Origin of the sequence: Pseudomonas sp. RC4D1 (assembly GCF_018390395.1) — a bacterium.
Lineage (GTDB): Bacteria > Pseudomonadota > Gammaproteobacteria > Pseudomonadales > Pseudomonadaceae > Aquipseudomonas > Aquipseudomonas danubii.
On sequence record NZ_JAHBAW010000001.1, the window covers coordinates 446,605 to 466,837 of the forward strand.

Sequence of the window (20,233 nt, forward strand, 5' to 3'; positions counted from 1 at the left end):
CGGCCAGGGACTTCAGATCATGGCTTTTTTCTGGCGCAGGGCCACGGGCCCCGAACGCTGTTCGATGGCCTGTTTCAAGTCATGGCGCAGCCCCAGCAGGAACGCCAGTTCGGCCACCACGAACAGCGGGCCGACGATCAAGCCCGACAGATCATCGACAAAGGCCGGCTTGCGGCCTTCGTAGTAATGGCCGATGAACTGGATCACCCAACCGATCACGAACAGGCCCAGGCCACTGCTCAGCCACAGCCCGGTGCTTTGCGCTGCCAGCGCTTGCCCGGCCCAGACCGACAGCCCCATCAGCACACTCATCAACACGCCCAGGCGCAACTCCAGGCGCAGGTAGAACACCGCTGAGGCCAGGGCCAGCAGCACGGCCGGCGACAGCACGATGCCCGCCAGCGGCCAGGCGGGACGGGACAGCAGCACCGCCACCGCCAGAACGATCATGGGAATGCCGATAAAGTGGCTGGCGATATTGCGCGGGTCGCGGTGGTAGGCGGCGTATTGACTCAGATGATCAACGAGGCTTTTCATTGTTGTTCCTCCGTTAGGGTGGCCCGATCATGCCCGGCCGCCGATCACGGCACTGTCAGCTAGGCGACAATCACGCCGATGCCTTGAGGAAAAAACCTGTTCATGGACATGCAGCAGTGGCGTGACTGCCTGATGACCGGCCAGTGGTTCAGCCACCTGCCGGATTCCTTACAGAATAGTTTGCTCGGCGGTGCCCGCCTGCGCCGCTTGGCGCCGGGGCAATGCCTGTTCCTGCGTGGCGATCCGCCCTGCGGCTTGTACGCGGTGCTGGAAGGGACGGTGCGGGTGGGAGCCGTCAGCGAGCAGGGCAAGGAAGCCTTGCTCAGCCTGATGCAAGCGCCGCACTGGTTTGGCGAGATCTGCCTGTTCGACGGCCAGCCGCGTACCCACGATGCCTACGCCGAGGGTGCCTGCACCCTGCTTCAGGTGCCGCAGGCGAATCTGCTGCAACTGCTGGAGCAACAGCCGCAGTACTGGCGCCAGTTCGCGCTGTTGATGAGCCACAAACTGCGCCTGGCCTTCATCAATCTGGAACAACTGAGCCTGATGCCGGCGCCGGCTCGTGTGGCCAGTCGCCTACTGGCGATGGCCGGCGGCTACGGCGAAGTCAGCCAAAGTCGCAGCCTGCTGCAACTGCCCCAGGAGCAACTGGCGCTGATGCTCTCGCTGTCGCGCCAGACCACCAACCAGATCCTCAAGGACCTGCAGCACCAGGGCATCCTGCGCCTGAGCTACGGCGAGATCGAAATCCTCGACACCGAGCGCCTGCGCGCCCTCGCAGGCCTGTAGGCGCTGGCTTGCCAGCGAAGGAGCCCGCAAGACCGCCTTCGCCGGCAAGCCGGCTCCTACAAAATCCCGCGCGACCTCTCTGCCGACCGTAGGAGCTGGCTTGCCAGCGAAGAGGCCCGCAAGACCGCCCTCGTCAGCAGCCAGCTCCTACGAACCGCGATAAGTCGAGAAGCCATAAGGGCTGAGCAACAACGGAATGTGGTAGTGCTGCTCGGTCTGCTTGACCTCGAAGATCACCGGAATCTCCGGAAAGAAGGTGTCGCGCTTGGCCTGCTTGAAGTATTCGCCGGTCTTGAACACCACCCGGTATTCACCCGCCGTCAGCGCCTGACCAGCGGGAAACAGCTCGCTGATCCGCCCCTGCTCGTTGGTCACGCCGCTGGACAGGGCTTTCCAGTCCTGGCCCACATGCTGCTCCAGGGTCACCTTGACCCCCGGCGAGGGCAGGCCGTTCTCCAGGTTCAGCACGTGCACGCTCAAGGGATTGCCCGCCGCCAGGGCCAGGCTCGACAGACCGCAGAGGCCGATGGCCGCCAGGCTATTACGCAAAATATTCATGTCCCACTCCTTTCTCGATTGAACAAACAACAGACTCTGTAGCCGCTGCCGAGCCCGCGAGGCTGCGCATTAGCGCAACGCGGGCGCGGCACTCCAGTTCACTGACGTCCGGCCTCGGCCGCCAACCCCACCCGCTGTGCCGCCTGTAACGCGCACGCTTCGTCCTGCGCCGCGCCGCCCGCACCGGCAATGCCCATCGCGCCCACCAGCTGGTTGCCGGCAAACAAGGGAATGCCGCCGCCGAGCAACAGCAGCTCCGGCAAGGTATTGAGGTTGGCCGCCTCGGGGTTGTTGCGCGCCCGCTCGGCGAACAGCCGGGTAGGGGTCTTGGTGGACAGCGCGGTATACGCCTTGCGCTGGCTGGCGACGGTGTTGTGCGGGCCGACGCCATCAGCGCGCAGGGTCACCAAAAGGTTGCCGCCACGGTCCAGCACCGACACCACAGCGGTGCACTGGGCCAGGCTGGCGTCCGCCAACTGACGGGCGGTGGCCAGGTCCAGCTCTGCGTGACGCGGAAGTTCCGGGGCCGCCAGGGCAGTGCCGGCAAGGCCCAGACCAACGCTTAGAACGAGGGTTTTGCAGATCATGGGAAGGCTCCTGAAAGACAGGTCGCCACCTTACCCAGCGGTGCTCGTCAGAACCTCGTCAGTTGGATTACAAGTTTGTAATGGGCAATCGCGCGCGGGGCGCCTAGCCTGTGCCGATCATTTCCGAGGTGCACCATGCGTTTGCTGGTAGTTGAAGACGAAGCCAAGACCGCGAATTTCCTGGCCAAGGGGCTGGGAGAGTCCGGATTCGCTGTGGACGTGGCCCTGAACGGCCTGGACGGGCGCTATTTCATCGAGCAGCAGGAATACGACCTGATCATCCTCGACGTGATGCTCCCCGGTCTCAACGGCTGGCAGTTGCTGCAGTTGATCCGCCAGCGCGGTGCCACCCCGGTGCTGTTCCTCACCGCCAAGGACGCCATCGAAGACCGGGTCCGTGGCCTGGAGCTGGGCGCCGACGACTACCTGCTCAAGCCCTTTGCCTTCGCCGAACTGCTGGCCCGGGTCCGCACCCTGCTGCGTCGCGGGCCGCTGCGTGAAGCCGAATCCTTCAGCATCGCCGACCTGGAGATCGACGTGCTGCGCCGTCGGGTCAGCCGTGGCGGCCAGCGCATTGCCCTGACCAACAAGGAGTTCGCCCTGCTGCACCTGTTGGCCAGCCGCCAGGGTGAAGTGTTGTCGCGGACCCTGATTGCCTCCCAAGTGTGGAACCTGAATTTCGACAGCGACACCAACATGGTGGAGGTGGCGGTGCGCCGGCTGCGGGCCAAGGTCGACGATCCCTACATGCCCAAGCTGATCCACACCGTGCGTGGCGTCGGCTACCAGCTGGAAGCCCCGGATGAAGCGCTCTAGTTCCATCGCCTGGCGGCTGGCCCTGGCCTTCGCCGCGGTCTGCGCCCTGGTGCTCAGCGTGATCGGGGTGTTCCTCTACCGCTCCCTGGCCGAGGAAATCGCCTACCGCGATGACCTCGCCCTGTTGGGACGTCTGGAACAGGTGCGCGCCCTGCTGCAGGACAGCGACAGCCTGGACGCCCTGCAAGCCCGGCCCCGGCTGTACCAGAACATGCTGGGCAACCAGGAAAGCCTGCTGCTGGTGCTGCGGGCCGATGGCTCGACGGTGATCGGCATCAACCCCCGGCAACAGCGCTTGCCCGAGTTGCTGCCGATTGCCCGTGAGCAGCGCCCGCAACGCCGCGACATCCTCCTCTGGCCGGGCAGCGACCAGGTTCCGGTGGCGCTGCTGGCGGGACAGGCCAGCGGCCCCAAGGGCGAGGCCCTGACGGTGATTGCCGGGAAGGTGCTCAGCGAGCGCGAGCAGATGCTCGCCAGCTACCGCCTGCGCCTGTACCTGGCGGTAGGCCTGGGGGCCTTGCTGGCCTTCGCCCTGGGCTTGCTGTTATTGCGTCGGGGCTTGCAGCCGCTGCGCCAGCTCAGCGAGTCGGTGCGCGAGATCGATCTGCGCAGCCTCGACCGACGCCTGCACACCACCGGCATCCCGGCCGAATTCCACGAGCCGGTGCAAGCCTTGAACGCCATGCTGGCGCGCCTGGAGGAGAGCTTTCAGCGCTTGTCGCAGTTCTCCGCCGACCTGGCCCATGAAATCCGCACGCCGTTGCACAACCTGTTGGGCAGCAACGGCCTGGCCCTGAACCAGCCCCGCAGCGCCGCGGAGTACCAGGAAGTGCTGGCCTCCAACATGGAGGAGTTCGAGCGCCTGGGACGCATGGCCGAGAACCTGCTGTTCCTGGCCCGGGCCGAGCAGGCCGATGCGGCGCTGGACCGCCAGCTGCTGTCACTCTCGGGCGTCGGCGCGCAGTTGTGCGACTACTTCGAAGCCCTGGCCGATGACCGGCAAATTCGTCTGGAGAACGGTTTTTACGGCGAGCTGCTGGCCGACCAGCAACTGCTGCAACGGGCCCTGGGCAACCTCCTGGCCAACGCCGTGCGCCACGCCGACGCGGGTTCGCTGATCCGCCTGCGACGCCGCGACGAAGCCGGCTGGTGCTGGCTGCAGGTGCACAACCAGGGGCCGGCGATTGCCCCTGAGCATCTGCCCCGGTTGTTCGATCGCTTCTACCGGGTTGACCCCTCCCGCGCCGAACCGGGGGATTCCGGCGGCCTGGGCCTGGCCATCGTGCGCTCGATCATGCTGCTGCATGGCGGTCAGGTGCGGGTCGCGAGCGAGGGGCAGGCCACGGTGTTCGAACTGGGTTTTGCGGTTCTTTAACGGTGACCGGATCAACGGGTCAGGCTGCGCGCCACACCGGTTTTCCAGGCCTCGCTCATGGCCTCGGCCATGCCCTTGAAGGCGGGATGCGTCGCGCTATAGACCTGCATCTCGCCCATCGCCTGTGCCATGCCGTGCTCGACCTGTTGCAACAGTTCATGGCTGCGGCCTTCGCTGAGGTTGCAGGCCGTGCGGGCGAAGCGCAGCAGCGCCTGGCGTTTGGGCCAGGCCTTGGAGCCTCCCAGCAATAGCGCCAGGCTGTCCGCCTTGATGTAGACCGACGTGGTCACCAGATCAAAGGCCGGTGCCAGGCTGACGGGGGCTTCCACATCCGTGTCGGGGTACAGCACGCCGAAGTTCTTCAGATGGGCATCGCCATTTCTCAGTCCGGCCGACAACGCCACGATCTTGAAGAATGACTCCAGGGCCCGGTTCAGAAGGTGTGGGGAGACAAAGGCCTTGATCTGTTTCGCCGCGCCTTCGTAGGAACCGTCGTACTTGGCTTTTGCCGGCCAGGCGTTGAGCACGCAGAAATCCTCGAAACCCAGGTAGCCCTGGGCGCTCAGGTCGAAACGTTTGACCACCAGGAACTGGCCATTCTGGCTGAGTTCGATCTCCGGCACTGGCAGGCCGGCATGCAGCGCCGCACGCATGCAGAAGAATTCGTTGGCGGCCAGGTGGGGGTATTGATCGGCGCGAAAAGCCTTCACCAAATGAGTAGCGCCGCGATGGGTCAGGCGTTCGACGCTGTTGGTGCTGTCGCGGATCAGGACTTTGGGCTGTACCCCGGAAACCCCTGAATACTGGCCATAGGTCGCCAATAGATCCTCGAACAGTCCCTCGGCACCGTCATGCACCAACAGGTCCTCCAGGCTGGTTTCCGGCAGGGGCGCCTGGGGTGATTGCGTTGTGCTGATGGCCACCCGACCCAGTTGGTGCGGCCCCACGATCGATAGCAGAGCGAAGTCGTCGAAACCGCGCACCGCCTTGCTGAAACGGCGCAGCAGTTCATCACGCAGCGAACCTTCCGGCAGGTGCATATCGAACACCGGTAGCAGGCCTCGATCCCAGCCATAGCTCGCCAGGCGTGGCGGCATGGTCAGCGAGACCGCGTCGCGGGGCGAGGTGTTGTCGCTGTAGGTGAAAACCGAGTCCGCCTGCGCCTGGCCACGGCCGAGAGTGCCCACCGCCATGCCGGCCACACGGATGTGCAGCTGCTGTTGCTCAGTCATGGAAATGCGCCTGTTTCAGGCTGTCCAGGGTCGGGCGTTGCCGGGGGCGGGGCACGGCGCTGAGCTCGTAGCCAAAACCATTGAGAATGGCTTCGACCTTGCGCAAGCCGATTTCGGTAATGGTGTTGTTTTCAATCCCCGAGATAGTGGCGCGGCTCATGCCGTATTGTGCTGCCAGTGCCTGCTGCGAGAGCTTGCGCTCTTTGCGCAGGGTCCGGATCAGTTGTCCAAGGCTTTCCATGGGATTTATTCCGCATTGTATGCAATGCATTTTTACTGAAAAATTATTTAATGCATCCTATTTGATGCATTGTGCAGTGTAGATCGGCAGGGTCTTTTTCGCGGGATTTTTTACTGGTGGAGGTTGCACCCGTCGCTGCACCTGTAGGAACCGGCTGGCCGGCGCAGGGGCTCAACGCAAACCGTCGCGAAACTGCCCCGGGGTCATCCCGGTCCAGCGTTTGAACGCCCGGCTGAAGCTGCTGGCATCGGCAAAGCCCAGCAGGTAGCTGATTTCGCTCAGGGAGCATTCCAGGTCCCGCAGGTGCAGCAGGGCGAGGTTCTCCCGGCATTCGTTGAGTAGGGTGTCGAAGCGCGTGCCTTCATCCGCCAGGTGCCGTTGCAGGCTGCGCAGGCTCAGGTGCAGGGCCTGGGCGACTCGTTCCGCGGAGGGTTCGCCTTCCGGCAATTGGGCTTCGATCACGCCGCGCACCTTGCGCTCCCAGGTCAGCGGCCGCAGTTGCAACAGGGTGCGCTTGAGCACCGCTTCGTTGTGCTCGGCCAGTTCCGGGTTGGCATCGTCCAGGTGGCTGTCGAAATCGTGCAGGCCGAATTCCAGGCAGTCATCGGCCGCAGCAAAGTGCACCGGGCAGCGGAACACCTTGTGCCACTGGCTCGGGTCCGCCGGGGCCGGGCGCCGCAAATGCACGGCCAGCGGCGCGTAGTCGCGGCCCAGGCGGTTGCGGCAGGTGCGCACGTAGATCGCGGCAAACGCGTCGATGGCCTCGATGGCCGGCTGCGGCGCGCCTTCGGGCACCTTGAGGAAGAACCGGTAGCGGTCCGGCTCGCGGGTCAGGGCCAGTTCCAGGGCATCGCTGACCACCTGGTGATAACGCACGATGCGCTCGAACACTTCCCGCAGACTGCCGCTGGCCACCAGGGCGTAGCCCAGGGCATGAAAGGTGGTGGGGCTGACAAAGCGCGACACCCGCAGGCCAATGGCCGGGTCGCCGCTGGCCTGCACGGCGAGATGCCACAGGCGGGTGGTGGCCGACAGTGGGTAGCGGGCGTTGGGGTCATCCATCAATTGCGGATCGAGCCCGGCTGCGCGGCACAGAGCGTCGCTGTCGAGGTCGAGGGCGTCCAGTTGCTTGCGCAAGGCGCGGGTCCAGCTGGCAAGGGAAGTGGCTTCGGTCATGCGATTGGCGCGTCCGGTCAACAGGTTGGCGTTTACGGCTAGGGCCCGGAGCCGGGGCTCGGGGCAGGATGCACACATCACTGACCAGAGGATGGAATCATGCAGGGTATTTCTGCAAGCCCCGAGCGGATGAACGCACAACAGCGAGCGGCGCACATTCGCCAGGTGGTCCTGGCCCGGGGCGATGAACTGCGCCGGCGCTTTCCCTTGCTGCGGCACCAGGACGCCCTGGGCGCGGGGATTTTGCTATTTGCCCTGTCCGGGATGCTGGGGTCAGCGGCGCTCTATGTCGGTGGCTACCTGGCCGGGTGTGCCTGCCAGCAGCGCAATGCCTTTTTCGCCTTGCTGCCCCACAGCCTGATACTGGCGCATAACGCCCGTGCTTGAGGGGGCAGACCTGCTTTCTGGCTAAATGTCCAAGGATCGACAACGTCAAGCCAAGGTCACGCGGCGCCGGGAACAGCCCGAAGCCCGCTTAGGGGCAACGACAGGGAGATGGTATGAAAAGTGCGGTAAGGCGATTGATCGCCGTTGCCTTGATGAGTGTGGGCAGCGTGTCGCTGGCCGACTCGGTGGCGCAGGTCAGCTCCTTGGCCTGTGCCTCAGAAGTAGAAGTACAGGCCGGTATCCCGTTCCAGGGCCAGTCGATTCAGGGCGATCAGCCTGTGGATAAGTTCATCCTCGGGCGTCGCGGCCTGCATCAGGATCGACAGGGCCGTGGCCAGGGCGGCCTGGCCCTGGATCGAGGCGTCTTCGTAGTCGTCGATCAGGCTGCCCAGGGCGCGGTTCAGGCTCGGTAGCAGGTCGCTGCGCGACAGCACCGCCCACTGCTCCGGGGACAGGGCCAGTTCCTCCAGGTCGCCCGGCAGGCACTGGTCCAGGTCCAGGCGTTGCTGGGCCTCTTGGCTGGTGGGCACGACTATCCATTTGCCTGGCGTGTTCATGGTTGCCACAGCTCGACAAAGGCCTTGAAGTCGGCCGCCACCGGGTAGCGCCTGGCGCTCTCGGGATCGAAGACTTCCACCGCCACCCGCGGGCTGTTGAAGTCCAGGCAAATCAGCAGGCCACCGGCATCCCGGGCAATCGGCAGGCAACCGGCGGCGAGCCCTGGCACGCGGCCGGGGCTGGCGTACCAGAGCAGGCTCCAGGGTTGGTTGTCCAGGCCGAATTCGAAGAACTCGCTGATGCAGGCGTAGTCGTTGCCATAGGGGAAGGTGCCGATCCCCGGCGTGGCGGCCGCGGCGTATTGCACCAGCTCCAGGTACAGCGCCGGGAACTCGACGCCGAGGCGTTGCTGCACCTGGGCGATCAGCTGTTCGTCCACCGCCGATCCGGGTTCTATTTCCCAGGCATTCCAGTCCAGGGGCATGTTCGACCTGCGCCTTGTCGTTGAGGGGGCTGCGCCCGCGCGAGGGGGATCGGGCGGGCGGCGAGGGGCGATTGTAGGCGTGTCGCCCGGTGCGCGGTAGGCGCTTAGTTGCAGCTGTGACCTTCGGGCAGGGTGACGGTGTATTTGCGCTGCACCCGGTTTTTGAAGTCCAGGTTGTTCAGGCTTTCCTGCACCAGGAAGTCCTCGACCTTGGCGTCCTGGCAGTCCTCGTTATAGGACGAGGCCCGCAGCAGGAACACGGTGCGCCGGCTCTGCTCGTCCTTGGCCTTGATGTTGAAGGTGCTGAGGGTGGTGTAGCCGGTGCGCTCCGAGGAACCCACCGGGCCCCAGGTGGTGGTCGGGGTGCTGTTGCAGACCAGGTTCTTGTCCTTCTTGGTGCTCTGCTTGCACACCGTCTTGGTGCTGCTGGGCACCTGGCCGTAGTCGGTGGCGGTGTAGCGGTAGCTGGTCTTTTCGCTGCCCACGTCGAGGGTGAAGTTCATGCGAAACGGTGGGGGGTTCTTGGGCAGCGATGTCTCGGTGTAGACCTGCTTGAAGCCCATGCCGTGCAGGGCCGCGACCATATCGCGCAGGTAGTAGCTGGCATTGAGGCCGTGGGCATCGTTGGCGCCGTTGACGGTCACCAGCACCGGGGCCTGGGGATCGAAGTAGTAGTCCGGAGCCGGGGTAGCGGCGATGGCCACTTCGAGTTTGTTGGCGCAGCCGGTCAAAAGACAGGCGAGTAAAAGCAGCGGGCAGAGCAGGTAGCGAGTCATGAATAAGCCAATGTGCAACGTGAGGAGTGGTAAGGCTTTAACGAACGGGACTCGGGTCAAACAAACGCGGGGGGTTACGCGGGCTCGGTGGCCTGGTATTCCAGAAGGTCACCGGGCTGGCAGTCGAGTGCAGCGCAGAGTTTGTCCAGGGTCTCGATTTTCATCCCCTTGACCTTGCCATTTTTCAGCAACGACAGATTCGCCTCGGTAATGCCCAGGATGGCGGCCAGCTCTTTGGAGCGAATCTTGTTTTTAGCCATGACAACGTCAAGCCGAACGATAATGGTCATCTCATTGTTCTATATGTAGTGACTGTGCTCATCACTGAGGACTTTGGCGTCGCGCATGATAATGGAAAACGAGCAGAGCAAGATTCCTTTGACCACCTCATAGGCCGCGTAGGACGAGAAGCCCGCGGAGATCTGCAGAATGCGCTGGCCGGGCGGCAGGTCGATGGACAGGGCCAGGCCTTGCAGGGTTTCCATCATCGGGAAGGTGGCCGGGGCGACGATCCACAGCATGCCCACGCGCCAGAGGATGCGGATGTTGCGATCGCTCCAGGTTTCGCCGCGCGACAGGCGCAGGAAGAACACCCCGGTCAGGTACAGGGCGAAGCTCGACAGCAGCAAGGGCAGGAAGTCGAGGATCACCAGCAGGGTGAAGCTCAGCGAAGAGAGTTTGAAATCGGCTTCCAGCAGACGCGGCGAGTGGTCGGCGAAGACGCTGAGCAGGGCACCCAGGACCTGGTCCTTGTTGTAGATCCACATTCCGGCATTGCCACCGACCTCGACCACACCCATGACCCAGGCCAGGATCGCGGCCAGCAGGCCGACCCGTCGTAAGCGGTATTGGGCTGAGCCATTTATTTGGGGGTTCATGCGTCATTCCTTGCAAAACGTTGGGGGTGGCGAATTATTGATAAATAATTATCTGATTACAATAATTTATTTCTCTTTTAATGCCTTGGGTTCATAGCCAGGAATGATGATGTGGAGAGGGAGCTGGCTCCCGCTCGGGCGCGTAGCGGCCGTAAAATCTGAGGTTGCGCGGGAGTGAGTGCCTATGCCGTATCGAAGCCTCACCCCTGCAGTAACGGATGTGCGCGCAACCCCACTGCAACAGCACCCCGTGGCTTTGATTTTTTAGGATGTTAGGTATACGTTACATTCAATTAATTTTGTTGCGTATACAGAACATGGACTATTTTCTGATCACCGCGCGCCTTGGCGAGCAGGTTCGCCAGCGCCGCCTGCATCGTGGCCTGACCCAAGCCAGCCTGGCCGCCTTGGCCGGTGTGACCCGGCAAAAGGTCATCGCCATCGAGCGGGGCGACTTGTCGGTGGGCATGGCGGCCTATGCGCGGGTGCTGGGAGCCCTGGACTGTGAATTCACTCTGGTGCCTGCCGCGATGCCCACCTTGGACGAGATCCAGGGAGTGTTCGACTGATGGCCACGGTGCTGCAGGTAGCCACCCCGGCCGGTGAGAGCGGGAAAATCCACCGTGGCGCTGGCGATTATCTGTTTCGCTACCGCGATGATGCCCGGGCACAGGCGGCGATTCTCTTGAGCCTTTGACGGTGGCGAGAGAGCTTGCTCCCGCTCGGGCGCGTAGCTGCCGTGAAACCTGAGGTTGCGGTCTTATGGGTGTGCATATCCGTTGCTGCGGTCACGGCCACTTATGGTTTCGCTCTTACAGCGAGTCACTTTGAAGAGCCCAAAGTAACCAAAGGCTCCTGCCCCTACACTCGGTGCCTCGCCTAGGCTCGGCATGCCCGAACTCCGGCATTGATCCGTGGGCCGCCGCAATGGGCCATCCCTGGCCCAGTGCGGCTAACCCGGCGTCCTGCCGGGTTACCCACGGCTCAATGCCTGCGTTCGGCCATCGTGTCTAAGGGGGCAGGCAGATCAAAATCCAGAGCAAGATCAAAATCTGACGGCGGCCTACCGGCCGGCCATCTCTATCGTCCTCCACGTTCCCTGTAGCCGCTGCCGAGCCTGCGAGGCTGCGAAAAGGACCGCAGGGCCTTGCTTGGCGATCTCACGCCGAGCCTCTAATGCCTACCGGATCGCCGCAAGTCTCCAAGAGCCACGCGGTGTCGCGCGAATCAGTCGCGCTGCGGCTCCAGCAAGTCAAACGACAGGACTCTGATCTGCATGTCGGCGCTATAGACGAATCCAACCCGAGCACTGGGATGCAGAGGCTCCGGCAGGCGGTAGCTCTCCCAGGCATTGAGCATGCATTGCCCATCGGCTGATGGCCTGCGCTCCCCCGAGCGCAGGGGCGTGCCCAGCAGCTCGCGAATATCGGCGTGGGTCATGCTGCGTGAGAACGGGGCGGGCAGTTCGCCGCTGTAGAACGAGCGCCCCTGTTCAAGAGGCATGAGCTCGATCAGTACCTTTTCCAGGACCAGGCTGTCTTCCCAGAAATCCAGCATCAGGCCGGGCTCGACGACCACGGTCAGCCATTCGAATTCGTCGTAGAGCTTGCCCGTCGGGTGCTCGATGCTTTCGCCTTGGGCGACCAGCTCTTCGTAGGTGAGGCCCATGCCTTGTATCAGGCGGCGGATCTTTGCGGCGTCCATGGGTGCTTCGTGTCCTTGATTGAGTACGTGCTGATTGTCGCGAAGGGATTCTACGTGGCGCCGGGGCCGATGGAAGGGAATGGCAATACTTCGGCGATTGTTCCGCCAGGACCTCCTGCCTATAGTCCGGCCTGTCACCGACGCATCGGTGACCGATCTTAGCCGGTCGAAAAAACACAATAATGGACGCACTTCCTGCCTCTATAATGCCCCGCGCCTTGTCGCTTGGCGTTTGTTATGGCGGCTGTGCGCGGGACACCTTCGGGTGTGCCGGGTATTCCATTATTGGCCCGGCCGGCTAACCCGCGTACAGCTGCCACCCCTCTTGTTTAGCCGCAACGGGTGATGGCTCCACACAATAATGGAGATGTACCCATGTCTGAGTTCACGCCGCTACAAAGCAATCTCACCCCCACCCCGGTGCTCTACCTCAACCCTGCCGCCCCTCCAGCCGATCTCTATGGCTGCGCTGTGCAGCGGATCAAGGCCACTCGCGATCTGCTGCACAGTCTCAACTGCCTGAGCATCAAGGGTGTTGCCGATCAAGACCTGAGCCATGTGGCCAATGCCGCCCACCTGCTGCTGCAGGACGGCTGCGATGTGCTGGATGCATTGCAGTGGCGGATCGAGGGCTGATCCGTTCCTTGAAGCCTGTCCGCCTGCGAGCGCTCGCAGGCGGCATCGATTGACGGTCGCGGTCAGGTCGCTGGCGCGACAGTGCCTATAGCGACCCTGGCCTGATAACTGGCCGGGCTGAAGATTCGCGTCAACAGCAGCATCGCCAGGACGCCGACGATCAGCACCCACCATGCGCTGACAAAGCTGCCGGTGACTTGCCGCAGCCAGCCGCTCAGCCACGGCGAGACGGCGTTGATCAGAAAGCCCAAGCCCTGGACAAAAGCCGCCAGTTGCCCGGCTTCCCGGGGATCGCGGCGGTGATCCAGGGTCAGGATCAGGCTCAGGGCAAAGCACGCTCCGAGGCCGAAGCCGATCAGCGCTACCCACAGGTGCGGGCTCTGCAAGGGCCACAACACCAGCCCGAGAAACCCTGCGGCCTGGGCCGTGAGGCTGATGCCCAGCAGTGGGCGGCGGTCGCTGCTGCGCTGGGCCAGGGCGGGCATCAGCAGGGCGGCGGTGACTTGGAAAATCGTCATGAAGGCCAGCAGCGAGCCGCTCTGGGTGGCGCTCCAACCCAGCTGCAGGTAGTAGGCCGGCAGCCACGCCACCATGCTCATGTAGCCGCAGTTCACCAAGCCGAAATACAACGCCAGCAGCCAGGCGCGGCGGTTGCTCCAGAGCCCGGCCCTGGGCACCGGGAGGCCGTTGCGGCGGCCGGCGCCCAGGGGCAGGCACAGCCACAGCAGCAGGGCGGCCATGGCTGGCAGCACCCAGATGCCCAACCCCATTTGCCAGTGGGCGAAGTGGCTGGCCACCTGCGGGCTGAGCAGGGCGGCGATGCCACCACCGCCCATCAGCGAGGCCGAGTAGACGCCCATGGCCAGGGCCACGCGCTGTTGAAACTGGCGCTTGATCAGCGCCGGCACCAGGGCCTGGATCAAGGCCACTCCGGCGCCGCCGAGCAGGGCGGTGGCGAGCAAGGCCGCGGCCTGGCCGAAGAACAGCCGCACCAGGCAGGCCAGCAGCACCAGCAGCAAACCCAGGGACACGCCGCGGCGTTCGCCGAGACGGGCTTCGATCCGTACCCCGAGCAAGGCCACCAGGCCCATGCAGATCACCGGCAGGCTGGTGAGCCAGGCGCTGCTCTGGAAGCTCATGCCGGTGGCGCCGCGAATCTCGTTGAGCAACGGGCTGACCGAGCTGAGGATCGGTCGCAAGTTCAGGCCCAGGCACACCAGCAGGGCCCAGCCGGCGAAGGTCTTGAAGGCCGATTCAGTTTGCGGCATGGCGCGCCTGCCAATCCTGGTATAGGGCGGTCATGGCCGCCTGGGGCAGGTGCAGCAGCGGCAAGCGCTGTGCTTCCAGGGGCTGGCTCAGCTCTTGGTAGATGGCCGCGGTGGACAGGCCGAATGGCTGCGCCTGTTCATTGCTGGCGGCGAACACCGCGCGGGATACGCCGCACAGGTACATGGCGGCCAGGCACATGGGGCAGGGCTGGCCGCTGGCGTAGATCACGCAGTCGTCCAGGCGCGGGCCCAGTTGCTGGCTGGCGGCGCGGATGGCGAGCATTTCGGCGTGGGCGGTGGGGTCCTGGCTGAGGTGGATTTCATTCACCGCCTCGGCCAGTACCCGGCCGTTGCGCACCAGCAGCGCGCCGAACGGACGGCCGCCCTGTTCGACATTGCGCCGGGCCAGTGCCACGGCCTGTTGCAGGTAGTGCTGATCGTCGTGCATGGAGGGCTCCTTCAAAGGGGGCTGGGGTTACGCCGCGCCGGCATCGCGCAGCAGCTTGGCAATGGCGCTCTGGCCACGGCGCTCGGCCTGTTGCAGCGGGCTGATACCGGCACGATCCGGCAGGTTCAGGTCGGCGCCGGCGGCAATCAGCTGGGCGACGATCTGCTGGTGCGCCGGGCCGCCGTCGGACAGCACGATGGCTTCCATCAGGCAGGTCCAGCCCAGGTGGTTGACGTGGTTCAGGTCGACGCCGGCTTCGATCAGCAGACGCACGGTTTCCACATGGCCGCGCTCGCAGGCTGGGATCAGGGCGGTGCCGCCGTAGCGGTTGGTGCTCTTGAGGTCGGCGCCGTGGGCCAGGGTCAGCTTGAGGATTTCGTTGTGGCCGCTGGCGCCGGCCAGCAGGTAGGGGCTGTCCTGGATCAGGTTCTTGCGGTTGACGTCGGCCCCGGCTTCGATCAGCGCGCGGGCGATGTCGATGCGGTTGTCGCGGGTGGCCAGCAGCAGTGGGCTGCTGCCGTCCAGGCCACGATCATCGAGGGCTACGCCTTGCTGGATCAGCTGCTGTACCTGCTGTAACCGACCCTTGCGTACTGCATCCAGCAGCGAGTTGTCGCTGGCCAGGACCACCCCCGCCGTTAACAGACTTATGGCCATCAGGCCGCGTTTGAAGGACCGCTTGAGTGGCATGGGAACCTCCCGTTCCTGCTGGTGAAAGGGGAGTATGGTGAAGCCCTTGGGTATTCTGAAATTAAATATAATCATGCCAATCAGTGGCTATCAGAATGGTGATGAGTAATGTTCGATCCCGTGTTGCTGCGCAGTTTCGTGGCGGTTGCCGACTGCCAGAACTTCACCCGCGCGGCCGAGCGCCTGCACTTGACCCAGTCCACCGTGAGCCAGCAGGTGCGGCGCCTGGAGGAGAGCCTGGGCTGCCAGTTGCTTGACCGCGATCAGCGCCGGGTGGTGGCCACGGTGGAGGGCGAGCGCCTGCTGGCCTATGCCCGGCGCATCCTGGCTCTGCATGAGGAGGCCAGCGACGTCTTGATCAACCAGCGCGGCGAGGAAGTGCTGCGCCTGGGGGTGCCGGAAGACTTTGCCGCCGAGCGCCTGATGCCGATGCTCTCGCGCTTTGGCCGCGACTATCCGGCGGTGCGTCTGGAGGTCACCAGTGGTCTGGGACCAGAGTTGCTGCGCCAGTTCCGCCGTGGCGAGTTCGACCTGCTGCTGGTCAAGCAGATGGGCCACAGCGACGACTGCGTGGAATCCTGGCCCGAGCCGCTGTGCTGGGTCGATAGCGTTCGCCAGCCCGCCTTTGGCCGCGATCCGCTGCCGCTGGTGGCGTTCCCGGTGGGCGGTTTGTATCGCCAGGAAATGCTCCACCACCTGGAAGTCGGCGGCTGGCCTTGGCGCATCGCCTATTCCAGCGCCAGCCTGGCCAGCGTCTGTTCGGCAGTGGCGGCGGGCCTGGGCATCAGCCTGTTGCCGGTGCGGGTGCTGGGCAAGGGCCATCGGATGCTCGACGCCGCCAGCGGCTTGCCGGATATCCAGGGCGTGCGCCTGGCGCTGTATGCCGGCAGTGGCCTAAGTCGGGCCGGCAAGGCATTACAAGAGCAGTTGCGAGCAGTGGCCAGTGTCAAGCCGCAAGTTGAAAACACCGGGAAGTTATAAGTGCTTTTGTTTCGGTCATAACTTATAGAGAGCCGATTGCAGGCTATAGCTATTTAATTAGTTATTGCGCAAGTTTGTTTTGGACAGAGTTATAAACGCCGACCATGCTGGGTTTGTGAGTTCCAGGAGGAACTTGCTTCATTGGACGAAACATTCAACTGCATAAGGAAACCCGCATTATGTCGAGCATCAATGGCACCTATGTAAACTCCAATGCTGACGCCCGTCTGGTCGTGACCGACGGCAACGACTCCAACGGTTCGTTCAGCGGTGAGTTGACCCAGGCCGGGGTCAAGTACAGCGTCGCCGGGCATTACCACTTCCAGAACAGTACCGGGCAGCCGACCATCATCAATGTAGCCGGCTACAACGATGGCTACGGCTACCAGGCCTGGGCGTTGTTTTCACCCGATCACAACTATTCCCGGTTGCGTGCCTCCGGTGCCCGCAGCAACTTCAGCGGCGATGTGGTCGGCCTGAGCGGCGAGTTCGTCAAGCAATAACAAGTTCGATAATAAACAGCCGCTGAATACGCGCTGCCTTATATAAGGCGGCGTGCCGGTTCAGCGGCTTTGTCGTGTCCGCTTGTAAAGTTAATTAAGTACATGGGCGCTGAAGTTGGTTTCGAGTGCAATGGGGTTCTATTGTTTTTCTGCACTAACAGGCCTGTTTCGATGCTTTGCAGGAATATTTTCAATGCCTGCAAGGCATGGCGTTTTTCCCTCTTGGCTACAGCCCTTGAATCACGTGGCCTGAGCTGTTCCGGGTGAATTCAATATTCCGTTCCGATCTATCTATAACTTGAAAGATTACTTTAAGAGATAAGCGTGGGGCACTGATCATTGACCCCGCGGCACCGTTGCGTGGGGGGTGTTCAAACGCCGGTGCCGGGTTTTTCAAAAGATCGTAGGGAGTGAATCCATGGGCAATGTCCAGACCGCCGCCAGTGCACACGAGGTGCTGTGGCGCCAGGCACCGAGCGGCGAGTTGGTCGACCTCGGCCGGCCTCACCGCTTGCCGCTGGGCCAACTGCGTCTGCAACGGACGCCCAAGGGGGTATTGCGTCGTCGTGAGGCGATTCTCCTGGGCGTCGCGGCCCTGGTATTGCACGGTGCAGTGATCTACTGGCTGAGCCAGAAACCGACCCCAGTGCTGCCCATCGTGCCGCCGGAAATTCCGCCCATGACCATCGAATTCTCGCACCAGGCGCCGCCCGTGTTGGAACCGCCTCCACCGCAGCCGGTACAACCGGTGGTGGAGCCGCCACCGCCGGTGGAGGACGAGCTGGCGGTCAAGCCGCCACCGCCCAAGCCGGTGCCTAAACCCAAGCCCAAGCCCGTGCCCAAACCCGAGCCGAAGCCTGCGCCCAAGCCGGTGCAGCAGACGCCGGCACCGCCGCAGCCGGCCGCCCCGGTAGCCGCTCCGGCGCCACCCGCGCCGCCGGCCCCGGCCCCCGTCACGCCGGCTTCGGCCAGCGCCGCGTACCTGAAGAACCCGGCGCCGGAATACCCGTCCCTGGCTCAGCGCCGGGGCTGGGAAGGCACGGTGCTGCTGCGGGTGCATGTGCTGGCCAGCGGCAAGCCGGGGGAGATCCAGATTCAGAAAAGCAGCGGTCGCCAGCAACTCGACGATGCGGCCCTGGCCGCGGTCAAGCGCTGGAGTTTCGTTCCGGCCAAACAGGGCGACGTGGCCCAGGACGGCTGGGTCAGCGTACCCATCGACTTCAAGATTCATTGAGCCGCAAGGCCAATCAACCAACACGCGCTAAACGCTTACACAGAGGGAACACATCATGACGTTACTGGCATCTCCACTGGAATCCATCGAAAGCGCGGTGATCTGGCTGTTGGTGGTCTTCTCCGTCGCCACCTGGGGCCTGGCCCTGGTCAAGGGCGTGCAGTTCGCCCGCCTCAAGTCCCAGGATCGCAAGTTCCACAATCAGTTCTGGGCAGCGTCCAGCCTCGACTCCGCTGCCCCGTTGAGTGAAACCCAGCCCGGCGCGGCGGCCCGGGTGGCCCAGGCCGGCTATGCGGCGATCCAGGTCGGCGACGCGCCCCATGCAGCGGACCTGAGCCAGGCAATCAACCACCAGGACCGCCTTGAACGTGCCCTGCGCCAGCAGATCGTGCGTGAGCGCCGCTCCCTGGAAAGCGGCCTGGCGGTGGTCGCCAGTATCGGTAGCACCTCGCCCTTTATCGGCCTGTTCGGCACCGTGTGGGGGATCATGGAAGCCTTGAAAGGCATCAGCGCGGCGGGCTCGGCGAGCCTGGAAACCGTGGCCGGTCCCATCGGCGCCGCCCTGGTGGCCACCGGCGTGGGGATCGCCGTCGCAGTGCCGGCGGTGCTGGTCTACAACTACTTCCTGCGGCGCCTGAAGCTCACCGCAGCGGACCTGGACGACTTCGCCCACGACTTCTACAGCCTGGCGCAGAAGAACTCGTTCCGCGTGCTGATCCACCCGAGCGTGCACAAGGCTGCGGCCCAGGGCAGCCTGCAAAAAGTGCAGGAGGCGTCCTGATATGGCCTTCTCTACCCAAGACAGCGATGAGGTGCTGAGCGAGATCAACGTCACGCCATTGGTGGACGTGATGCTGGTACTGCTGGTGGTGTTCATCGTCACCGCGCCGCTGCTGACCAACGCCATCCCGATCAACCTGCCCAAGACCGAGGCCGTGGCCCCGGTGGAACAGAAAGACCCGCTGGTGGTGAGCATCGACGGCGCCGGCAAACTCTTTATCAACAAGGACGAGATCCAGCCGGACCTGCTGGAAACCAACTTGCAAGCGGCCAAGGCCAAGGACCCGCAAGTGCGGGTCCAGCTGCAGGCCGACGATGGCGTCAACTACGGGGAAGTGGCCCGGGCCATGGCGTCCATCGAGCGTGCGGGCATCACCAAGCTGTCGGTGATTACCGCGCGCTGACACCGAGCAACAAAGCCACGACTTTTCAGGCCGTCTCCTTGGCAGGGTGCGGCCTTTTTTTTGCCAGACACTTTTAGCGTATTCCTGGGCGTGCCTGAGACCTCATGGTTTGCCAGCGATGCGTGTTCTGTCCCTGGTCAGCGTCAGGCTCAGTACCACCGCACTGAGGATGATGCCGCCGACGATGGCCAGCGACCAATGGACCGGCATATGGAACCAGGGCGCGGCCAGCATTTTGCTTCCGATAAACACCAGCACTATGGCCAGTCCGTACTTGAGCAGATGGAACCGCTCAGCCATGTCCGCGAGCAGGAAGTACAAGGCGCGCAGGCCCATGATGGCGAATATGTTGGAGGTGAACACGATGAAAGGATCGGTGGTCACGGCGAAAATCGCCGGGATGCTATCGACCGCAAAAATCAGGTCGCTGGCCTCGATCAACACCAGCACCAGGAACATCGGCGTTGCCCAGAGCAGGCCATTGTGGATGACAAAAAAACGCTCGCCGTGAAACTCCTGGGTGACGCGCAAGTGCTTGCGCATCCAGCGCAGTATCGGGTTTTTGTCGAGGTCGGGTTGTTGCTCGGCAAAGATCAGCATCTTGATGCCCGTGACGACCAGCAGGACTCCGAAGACGTAGAGCAGCCAGGCGAACTCCTGTACCAGCCAGACGCCGGCGAGAATCATTGCTGCACGCATGACGATGGCACCGAGTACGCCGTACAGCAGCACGCGCCGCTGCAATGGCGGCGGTACGGCGAAATAGCTGAAGATCATCACGAAGACGAACATGTTGTCGATCGACAGTGACTGTTCGATCAGGTAGCCGGTGAGGAACTCAAGGGTTTTGCGCTGGGCGATTTGCGCACCCAGCGTATCGTTCAGATACCACCAGAGCAGACCGGCGAAGACCAATGCCAGGCTGGCCCAGGCTATGACCCAGGCCAGCGCCTCCCGGGCCGAAACCCGATGGGCCTTGCGCCCACCGAAGACAAACAGGTCAAGCGCCAGTACGGCGATGACGAAGACGATGAAAGCAGCCCACATCCAAGGTTCACCGATGTTCATCGCGGCCACGCCTCAAATGAGTTGAGGTTTATCCCCCATGACAGTCTTGGAATGACGCACCCAGGGGCGGATGGTTCTCATCCTAGCCAGCCGGTTTGATCAAGAAAAAGTCGTATATTTTTGGCCGATAGTTCGATGCCGACGAATTGTTTGCGCGCAGGCAAAAGGATTGAAGGAGGCAGG

27 protein-coding genes and 1 pseudogene are annotated in these 20,233 nt (G+C 63.4%); 12 read left to right on the plus strand and 16 right to left on the minus strand.

Features of this window, described 5'->3' with window-relative positions:
* Positions 1-12 precede the first annotated feature (12 nt).
* Positions 13-537: an Mpo1 family 2-hydroxy fatty acid dioxygenase gene (locus KHO49_RS02060; RefSeq protein ID WP_102882704.1), complete on the minus strand. Its 525-nt coding sequence runs from the start codon at positions 535-537 to the stop codon at positions 13-15.
* A gap of 102 nt (positions 538-639) precedes the next feature.
* Between KHO49_RS02060 and KHO49_RS02065 the strand changes: the two genes are divergently transcribed.
* A complete protein-coding gene (locus KHO49_RS02065; protein WP_110651228.1) occupies positions 640-1,326 on the plus strand; it encodes a Crp/Fnr family transcriptional regulator in 687 nt (228 codons plus the stop codon).
* Between the two features lie 147 nt (positions 1,327-1,473).
* Here KHO49_RS02065 and uraH read toward each other — a convergent pair whose 3' ends face one another.
* A complete protein-coding gene (uraH, locus tag KHO49_RS02070) occupies positions 1,474-1,884 on the minus strand; it encodes a hydroxyisourate hydrolase (protein WP_102862589.1) in 411 nt (136 codons plus the stop codon).
* Positions 1,885-1,982: 98 nt separating this feature from the next.
* Positions 1,983-2,471: a GlcG/HbpS family heme-binding protein gene (locus KHO49_RS02075; protein ID WP_102882706.1), complete on the minus strand. Its 489-nt coding sequence runs from the start codon at positions 2,469-2,471 to the stop codon at positions 1,983-1,985.
* A gap of 135 nt (positions 2,472-2,606) precedes the next feature.
* Between KHO49_RS02075 and KHO49_RS02080 the strand changes: the two genes are divergently transcribed.
* The gene (locus tag KHO49_RS02080) at positions 2,607-3,287 is read left to right on the plus strand and encodes a heavy metal response regulator transcription factor (protein ID WP_041115126.1); all 681 of its coding nucleotides are present in this window, start codon (positions 2,607-2,609) and stop codon (positions 3,285-3,287) included.
* A complete protein-coding gene (locus KHO49_RS02085; protein WP_213664535.1) occupies positions 3,274-4,662 on the plus strand; it encodes a heavy metal sensor histidine kinase in 1,389 nt (462 codons plus the stop codon). Before KHO49_RS02080 ends, KHO49_RS02085 begins: the two co-directional genes overlap by 14 nt.
* 11 nt (positions 4,663-4,673) lie before the next feature.
* Here the strand turns inward: KHO49_RS02085 and KHO49_RS02090 are convergent, their stop codons facing one another.
* The 3 genes from KHO49_RS02090 to KHO49_RS02100 all read right to left on the minus strand — a co-directional run bounded on the left by KHO49_RS02090 (position 4,674) and on the right by KHO49_RS02100 (position 7,311).
* A complete protein-coding gene (locus KHO49_RS02090; protein WP_213664536.1) occupies positions 4,674-5,894 on the minus strand; it encodes a type II toxin-antitoxin system HipA family toxin in 1,221 nt (406 codons plus the stop codon).
* Positions 5,887-6,135, minus strand: coding sequence for a helix-turn-helix domain-containing protein (locus KHO49_RS02095; protein ID WP_102862594.1), 249 nt, complete (start codon positions 6,133-6,135; stop codon positions 5,887-5,889). Before KHO49_RS02095 ends, KHO49_RS02090 begins: the two co-directional genes overlap by 8 nt.
* 171 nt (positions 6,136-6,306) lie before the next feature.
* Positions 6,307-7,311 (minus strand): AraC family transcriptional regulator, encoded by a 1,005-nt coding sequence (locus KHO49_RS02100; RefSeq protein WP_102882708.1) that lies wholly within the window; start codon positions 7,309-7,311, stop codon positions 6,307-6,309.
* 99 nt (positions 7,312-7,410) lie between these two features.
* Here KHO49_RS02100 and KHO49_RS02105 point away from each other — a divergent pair.
* A pseudogene (locus KHO49_RS02105) lies at positions 7,411-7,671 on the plus strand (fatty acid desaturase); the annotation flags it as partial.
* A gap of 242 nt (positions 7,672-7,913) precedes the next feature.
* Here KHO49_RS02105 and KHO49_RS30980 read toward each other — a convergent pair.
* The 5 genes from KHO49_RS30980 to KHO49_RS02130 all read right to left on the minus strand — a co-directional run bounded on the left by KHO49_RS30980 (position 7,914) and on the right by KHO49_RS02130 (position 10,334).
* Positions 7,914-8,228 carry a hypothetical protein gene (locus tag KHO49_RS30980; protein ID WP_102882709.1) on the minus strand — a complete coding sequence of 105 codons (315 nt, stop codon included), beginning with the start codon at positions 8,226-8,228 and terminating at the stop codon, positions 7,914-7,916.
* Between the two features lie 23 nt (positions 8,229-8,251).
* Entirely contained in the window at positions 8,252-8,680 is a 429-nt protein-coding gene (locus tag KHO49_RS02115) for an SMI1/KNR4 family protein (RefSeq protein WP_213664537.1), read from the minus strand.
* Between the two features lie 104 nt (positions 8,681-8,784).
* Complete coding sequence (locus KHO49_RS02120; protein ID WP_102882710.1) at positions 8,785-9,456, minus strand: hypothetical protein; 672 nt, start codon at positions 9,454-9,456, stop codon at positions 8,785-8,787.
* A gap of 74 nt (positions 9,457-9,530) precedes the next feature.
* Positions 9,531-9,746 carry a helix-turn-helix domain-containing protein gene (locus tag KHO49_RS02125; protein ID WP_011058598.1) on the minus strand — a complete coding sequence of 72 codons (216 nt, stop codon included), beginning with the start codon at positions 9,744-9,746 and terminating at the stop codon, positions 9,531-9,533.
* A 9-nt stretch (positions 9,747-9,755) separates the two neighbouring features.
* Complete coding sequence (locus KHO49_RS02130; RefSeq protein ID WP_102882711.1) at positions 9,756-10,334, minus strand: hypothetical protein; 579 nt, start codon at positions 10,332-10,334, stop codon at positions 9,756-9,758.
* Between the two features lie 317 nt (positions 10,335-10,651).
* Here KHO49_RS02130 and KHO49_RS02135 point away from each other — a divergent pair, with 317 nt between their 5' ends.
* A complete protein-coding gene (locus KHO49_RS02135; protein ID WP_092318531.1) occupies positions 10,652-10,903 on the plus strand; it encodes a helix-turn-helix transcriptional regulator in 252 nt (83 codons plus the stop codon).
* On the plus strand, positions 10,903-11,031 hold the full coding sequence (locus KHO49_RS31250) for a hypothetical protein (protein ID WP_283776941.1): 129 nt from the start codon (positions 10,903-10,905) through the stop codon (positions 11,029-11,031). Before KHO49_RS02135 ends, KHO49_RS31250 begins: the two co-directional genes overlap by 1 nt.
* A gap of 530 nt (positions 11,032-11,561) precedes the next feature.
* Here the strand turns inward: KHO49_RS31250 and KHO49_RS02140 are convergent.
* Positions 11,562-12,038: a DUF6392 family protein gene (locus tag KHO49_RS02140; protein ID WP_110595291.1), complete on the minus strand. Its 477-nt coding sequence runs from the start codon at positions 12,036-12,038 to the stop codon at positions 11,562-11,564.
* 375 nt (positions 12,039-12,413) lie between these two features.
* Here KHO49_RS02140 and KHO49_RS02145 point away from each other — a divergent pair, with 375 nt between their 5' ends.
* Positions 12,414-12,674: a hypothetical protein gene (locus tag KHO49_RS02145; RefSeq protein WP_110595292.1), complete on the plus strand. Its 261-nt coding sequence runs from the start codon at positions 12,414-12,416 to the stop codon at positions 12,672-12,674.
* A 62-nt stretch (positions 12,675-12,736) separates the two neighbouring features.
* Here KHO49_RS02145 and KHO49_RS02150 read toward each other — a convergent pair whose 3' ends face one another.
* From KHO49_RS02150 to KHO49_RS02160, 3 genes are read right to left on the minus strand one after another with little or no spacing between them, the layout of a single operon-like run.
* Positions 12,737-13,942: a CynX/NimT family MFS transporter gene (locus KHO49_RS02150; RefSeq protein WP_213664538.1), complete on the minus strand. Its 1,206-nt coding sequence runs from the start codon at positions 13,940-13,942 to the stop codon at positions 12,737-12,739.
* Positions 13,929-14,390: a nucleoside deaminase gene (locus KHO49_RS02155; protein ID WP_102862610.1), complete on the minus strand. Its 462-nt coding sequence runs from the start codon at positions 14,388-14,390 to the stop codon at positions 13,929-13,931. Before KHO49_RS02155 ends, KHO49_RS02150 begins: the two co-directional genes overlap by 14 nt.
* A gap of 27 nt (positions 14,391-14,417) precedes the next feature.
* The gene (locus KHO49_RS02160) at positions 14,418-15,080 is read right to left on the minus strand and encodes an ankyrin repeat domain-containing protein (protein ID WP_213664539.1); all 663 of its coding nucleotides are present in this window, start codon (positions 15,078-15,080) and stop codon (positions 14,418-14,420) included.
* 108 nt (positions 15,081-15,188) lie between these two features.
* On the opposite strand from KHO49_RS02160, the gene KHO49_RS02165 reads away from it, so the two are divergent.
* The 5 genes from KHO49_RS02165 (at position 15,189) to KHO49_RS02185 (ending at position 18,982) form a co-directional block, all read left to right on the plus strand.
* The gene (locus KHO49_RS02165) at positions 15,189-16,061 is read left to right on the plus strand and encodes a LysR family transcriptional regulator (protein WP_110595296.1); all 873 of its coding nucleotides are present in this window, start codon (positions 15,189-15,191) and stop codon (positions 16,059-16,061) included.
* A 179-nt stretch (positions 16,062-16,240) separates the two neighbouring features.
* A complete protein-coding gene (locus KHO49_RS02170) occupies positions 16,241-16,564 on the plus strand; it encodes a hypothetical protein (protein ID WP_213664540.1) in 324 nt (107 codons plus the stop codon).
* Positions 16,565-16,982: 418 nt separating this feature from the next.
* Positions 16,983-17,798 carry an energy transducer TonB gene (locus KHO49_RS02175; protein ID WP_213664541.1) on the plus strand — a complete coding sequence of 272 codons (816 nt, stop codon included), beginning with the start codon at positions 16,983-16,985 and terminating at the stop codon, positions 17,796-17,798.
* A gap of 55 nt (positions 17,799-17,853) precedes the next feature.
* Complete coding sequence (locus tag KHO49_RS02180; protein ID WP_213664542.1) at positions 17,854-18,579, plus strand: MotA/TolQ/ExbB proton channel family protein; 726 nt, start codon at positions 17,854-17,856, stop codon at positions 18,577-18,579.
* A gap of 1 nt (position 18,580) precedes the next feature.
* The gene (locus tag KHO49_RS02185; protein ID WP_011058607.1) at positions 18,581-18,982 is read left to right on the plus strand and encodes an ExbD/TolR family protein; all 402 of its coding nucleotides are present in this window, start codon (positions 18,581-18,583) and stop codon (positions 18,980-18,982) included.
* A gap of 102 nt (positions 18,983-19,084) precedes the next feature.
* Here the strand turns inward: KHO49_RS02185 and KHO49_RS02190 are convergent, their stop codons facing one another.
* A complete protein-coding gene (locus KHO49_RS02190) occupies positions 19,085-20,050 on the minus strand; it encodes a TerC family protein (protein WP_180988503.1) in 966 nt (321 codons plus the stop codon).
* Positions 20,051-20,233 lie beyond the last annotated feature (183 nt).

Excerpts from the sequence above, each read along its gene's own strand:
- KHO49_RS02060 (WP_102882704.1), bottom strand. The coding sequence starts at position 537 with ATGAAAAGCCTCGTTGATCATCTGAGTCAATACGCCGCCTACCACCGC.
- KHO49_RS02065 (WP_110651228.1), top strand. The coding sequence starts at position 640 with ATGGACATGCAGCAGTGGCGTGACTGCCTGATGACCGGCCAGTGGTTC.
- uraH (WP_102862589.1), bottom strand. The coding sequence starts at position 1,884 with ATGAATATTTTGCGTAATAGCCTGGCGGCCATCGGCCTCTGCGGTCTG.
- KHO49_RS02075 (WP_102882706.1), bottom strand. The coding sequence starts at position 2,471 with ATGATCTGCAAAACCCTCGTTCTAAGCGTTGGTCTGGGCCTTGCCGGC.
- KHO49_RS02080 (WP_041115126.1), top strand. The coding sequence starts at position 2,607 with ATGCGTTTGCTGGTAGTTGAAGACGAAGCCAAGACCGCGAATTTCCTG.
- KHO49_RS02085 (WP_213664535.1), top strand. The coding sequence starts at position 3,274 with ATGAAGCGCTCTAGTTCCATCGCCTGGCGGCTGGCCCTGGCCTTCGCC.
- KHO49_RS02090 (WP_213664536.1), bottom strand. The coding sequence starts at position 5,894 with ATGACTGAGCAACAGCAGCTGCACATCCGTGTGGCCGGCATGGCGGTG.
- KHO49_RS02095 (WP_102862594.1), bottom strand. The coding sequence starts at position 6,135 with ATGGAAAGCCTTGGACAACTGATCCGGACCCTGCGCAAAGAGCGCAAG.
- KHO49_RS02100 (WP_102882708.1), bottom strand. The coding sequence starts at position 7,311 with ATGACCGAAGCCACTTCCCTTGCCAGCTGGACCCGCGCCTTGCGCAAG.
- KHO49_RS02115 (WP_213664537.1), bottom strand. The coding sequence starts at position 8,680 with ATGCCCCTGGACTGGAATGCCTGGGAAATAGAACCCGGATCGGCGGTG.
- KHO49_RS02120 (WP_102882710.1), bottom strand. The coding sequence starts at position 9,456 with ATGACTCGCTACCTGCTCTGCCCGCTGCTTTTACTCGCCTGTCTTTTG.
- KHO49_RS02125 (WP_011058598.1), bottom strand. The coding sequence starts at position 9,746 with ATGACCATTATCGTTCGGCTTGACGTTGTCATGGCTAAAAACAAGATT.
- KHO49_RS02130 (WP_102882711.1), bottom strand. The coding sequence starts at position 10,334 with ATGAACCCCCAAATAAATGGCTCAGCCCAATACCGCTTACGACGGGTC.
- KHO49_RS02135 (WP_092318531.1), top strand. The coding sequence starts at position 10,652 with ATGGACTATTTTCTGATCACCGCGCGCCTTGGCGAGCAGGTTCGCCAG.
- KHO49_RS31250 (WP_283776941.1), top strand. The coding sequence starts at position 10,903 with ATGGCCACGGTGCTGCAGGTAGCCACCCCGGCCGGTGAGAGCGGGAAA.
- KHO49_RS02140 (WP_110595291.1), bottom strand. The coding sequence starts at position 12,038 with ATGGACGCCGCAAAGATCCGCCGCCTGATACAAGGCATGGGCCTCACC.
- KHO49_RS02145 (WP_110595292.1), top strand. The coding sequence starts at position 12,414 with ATGTCTGAGTTCACGCCGCTACAAAGCAATCTCACCCCCACCCCGGTG.
- KHO49_RS02150 (WP_213664538.1), bottom strand. The coding sequence starts at position 13,942 with ATGCCGCAAACTGAATCGGCCTTCAAGACCTTCGCCGGCTGGGCCCTG.
- KHO49_RS02155 (WP_102862610.1), bottom strand. The coding sequence starts at position 14,390 with ATGCACGACGATCAGCACTACCTGCAACAGGCCGTGGCACTGGCCCGG.
- KHO49_RS02160 (WP_213664539.1), bottom strand. The coding sequence starts at position 15,080 with ATGCCACTCAAGCGGTCCTTCAAACGCGGCCTGATGGCCATAAGTCTG.
- KHO49_RS02165 (WP_110595296.1), top strand. The coding sequence starts at position 15,189 with ATGTTCGATCCCGTGTTGCTGCGCAGTTTCGTGGCGGTTGCCGACTGC.
- KHO49_RS02170 (WP_213664540.1), top strand. The coding sequence starts at position 16,241 with ATGTCGAGCATCAATGGCACCTATGTAAACTCCAATGCTGACGCCCGT.
- KHO49_RS02175 (WP_213664541.1), top strand. The coding sequence starts at position 16,983 with ATGGGCAATGTCCAGACCGCCGCCAGTGCACACGAGGTGCTGTGGCGC.
- KHO49_RS02180 (WP_213664542.1), top strand. The coding sequence starts at position 17,854 with ATGACGTTACTGGCATCTCCACTGGAATCCATCGAAAGCGCGGTGATC.
- KHO49_RS02185 (WP_011058607.1), top strand. The coding sequence starts at position 18,581 with ATGGCCTTCTCTACCCAAGACAGCGATGAGGTGCTGAGCGAGATCAAC.
- KHO49_RS02190 (WP_180988503.1), bottom strand. The coding sequence starts at position 20,050 with ATGAACATCGGTGAACCTTGGATGTGGGCTGCTTTCATCGTCTTCGTC.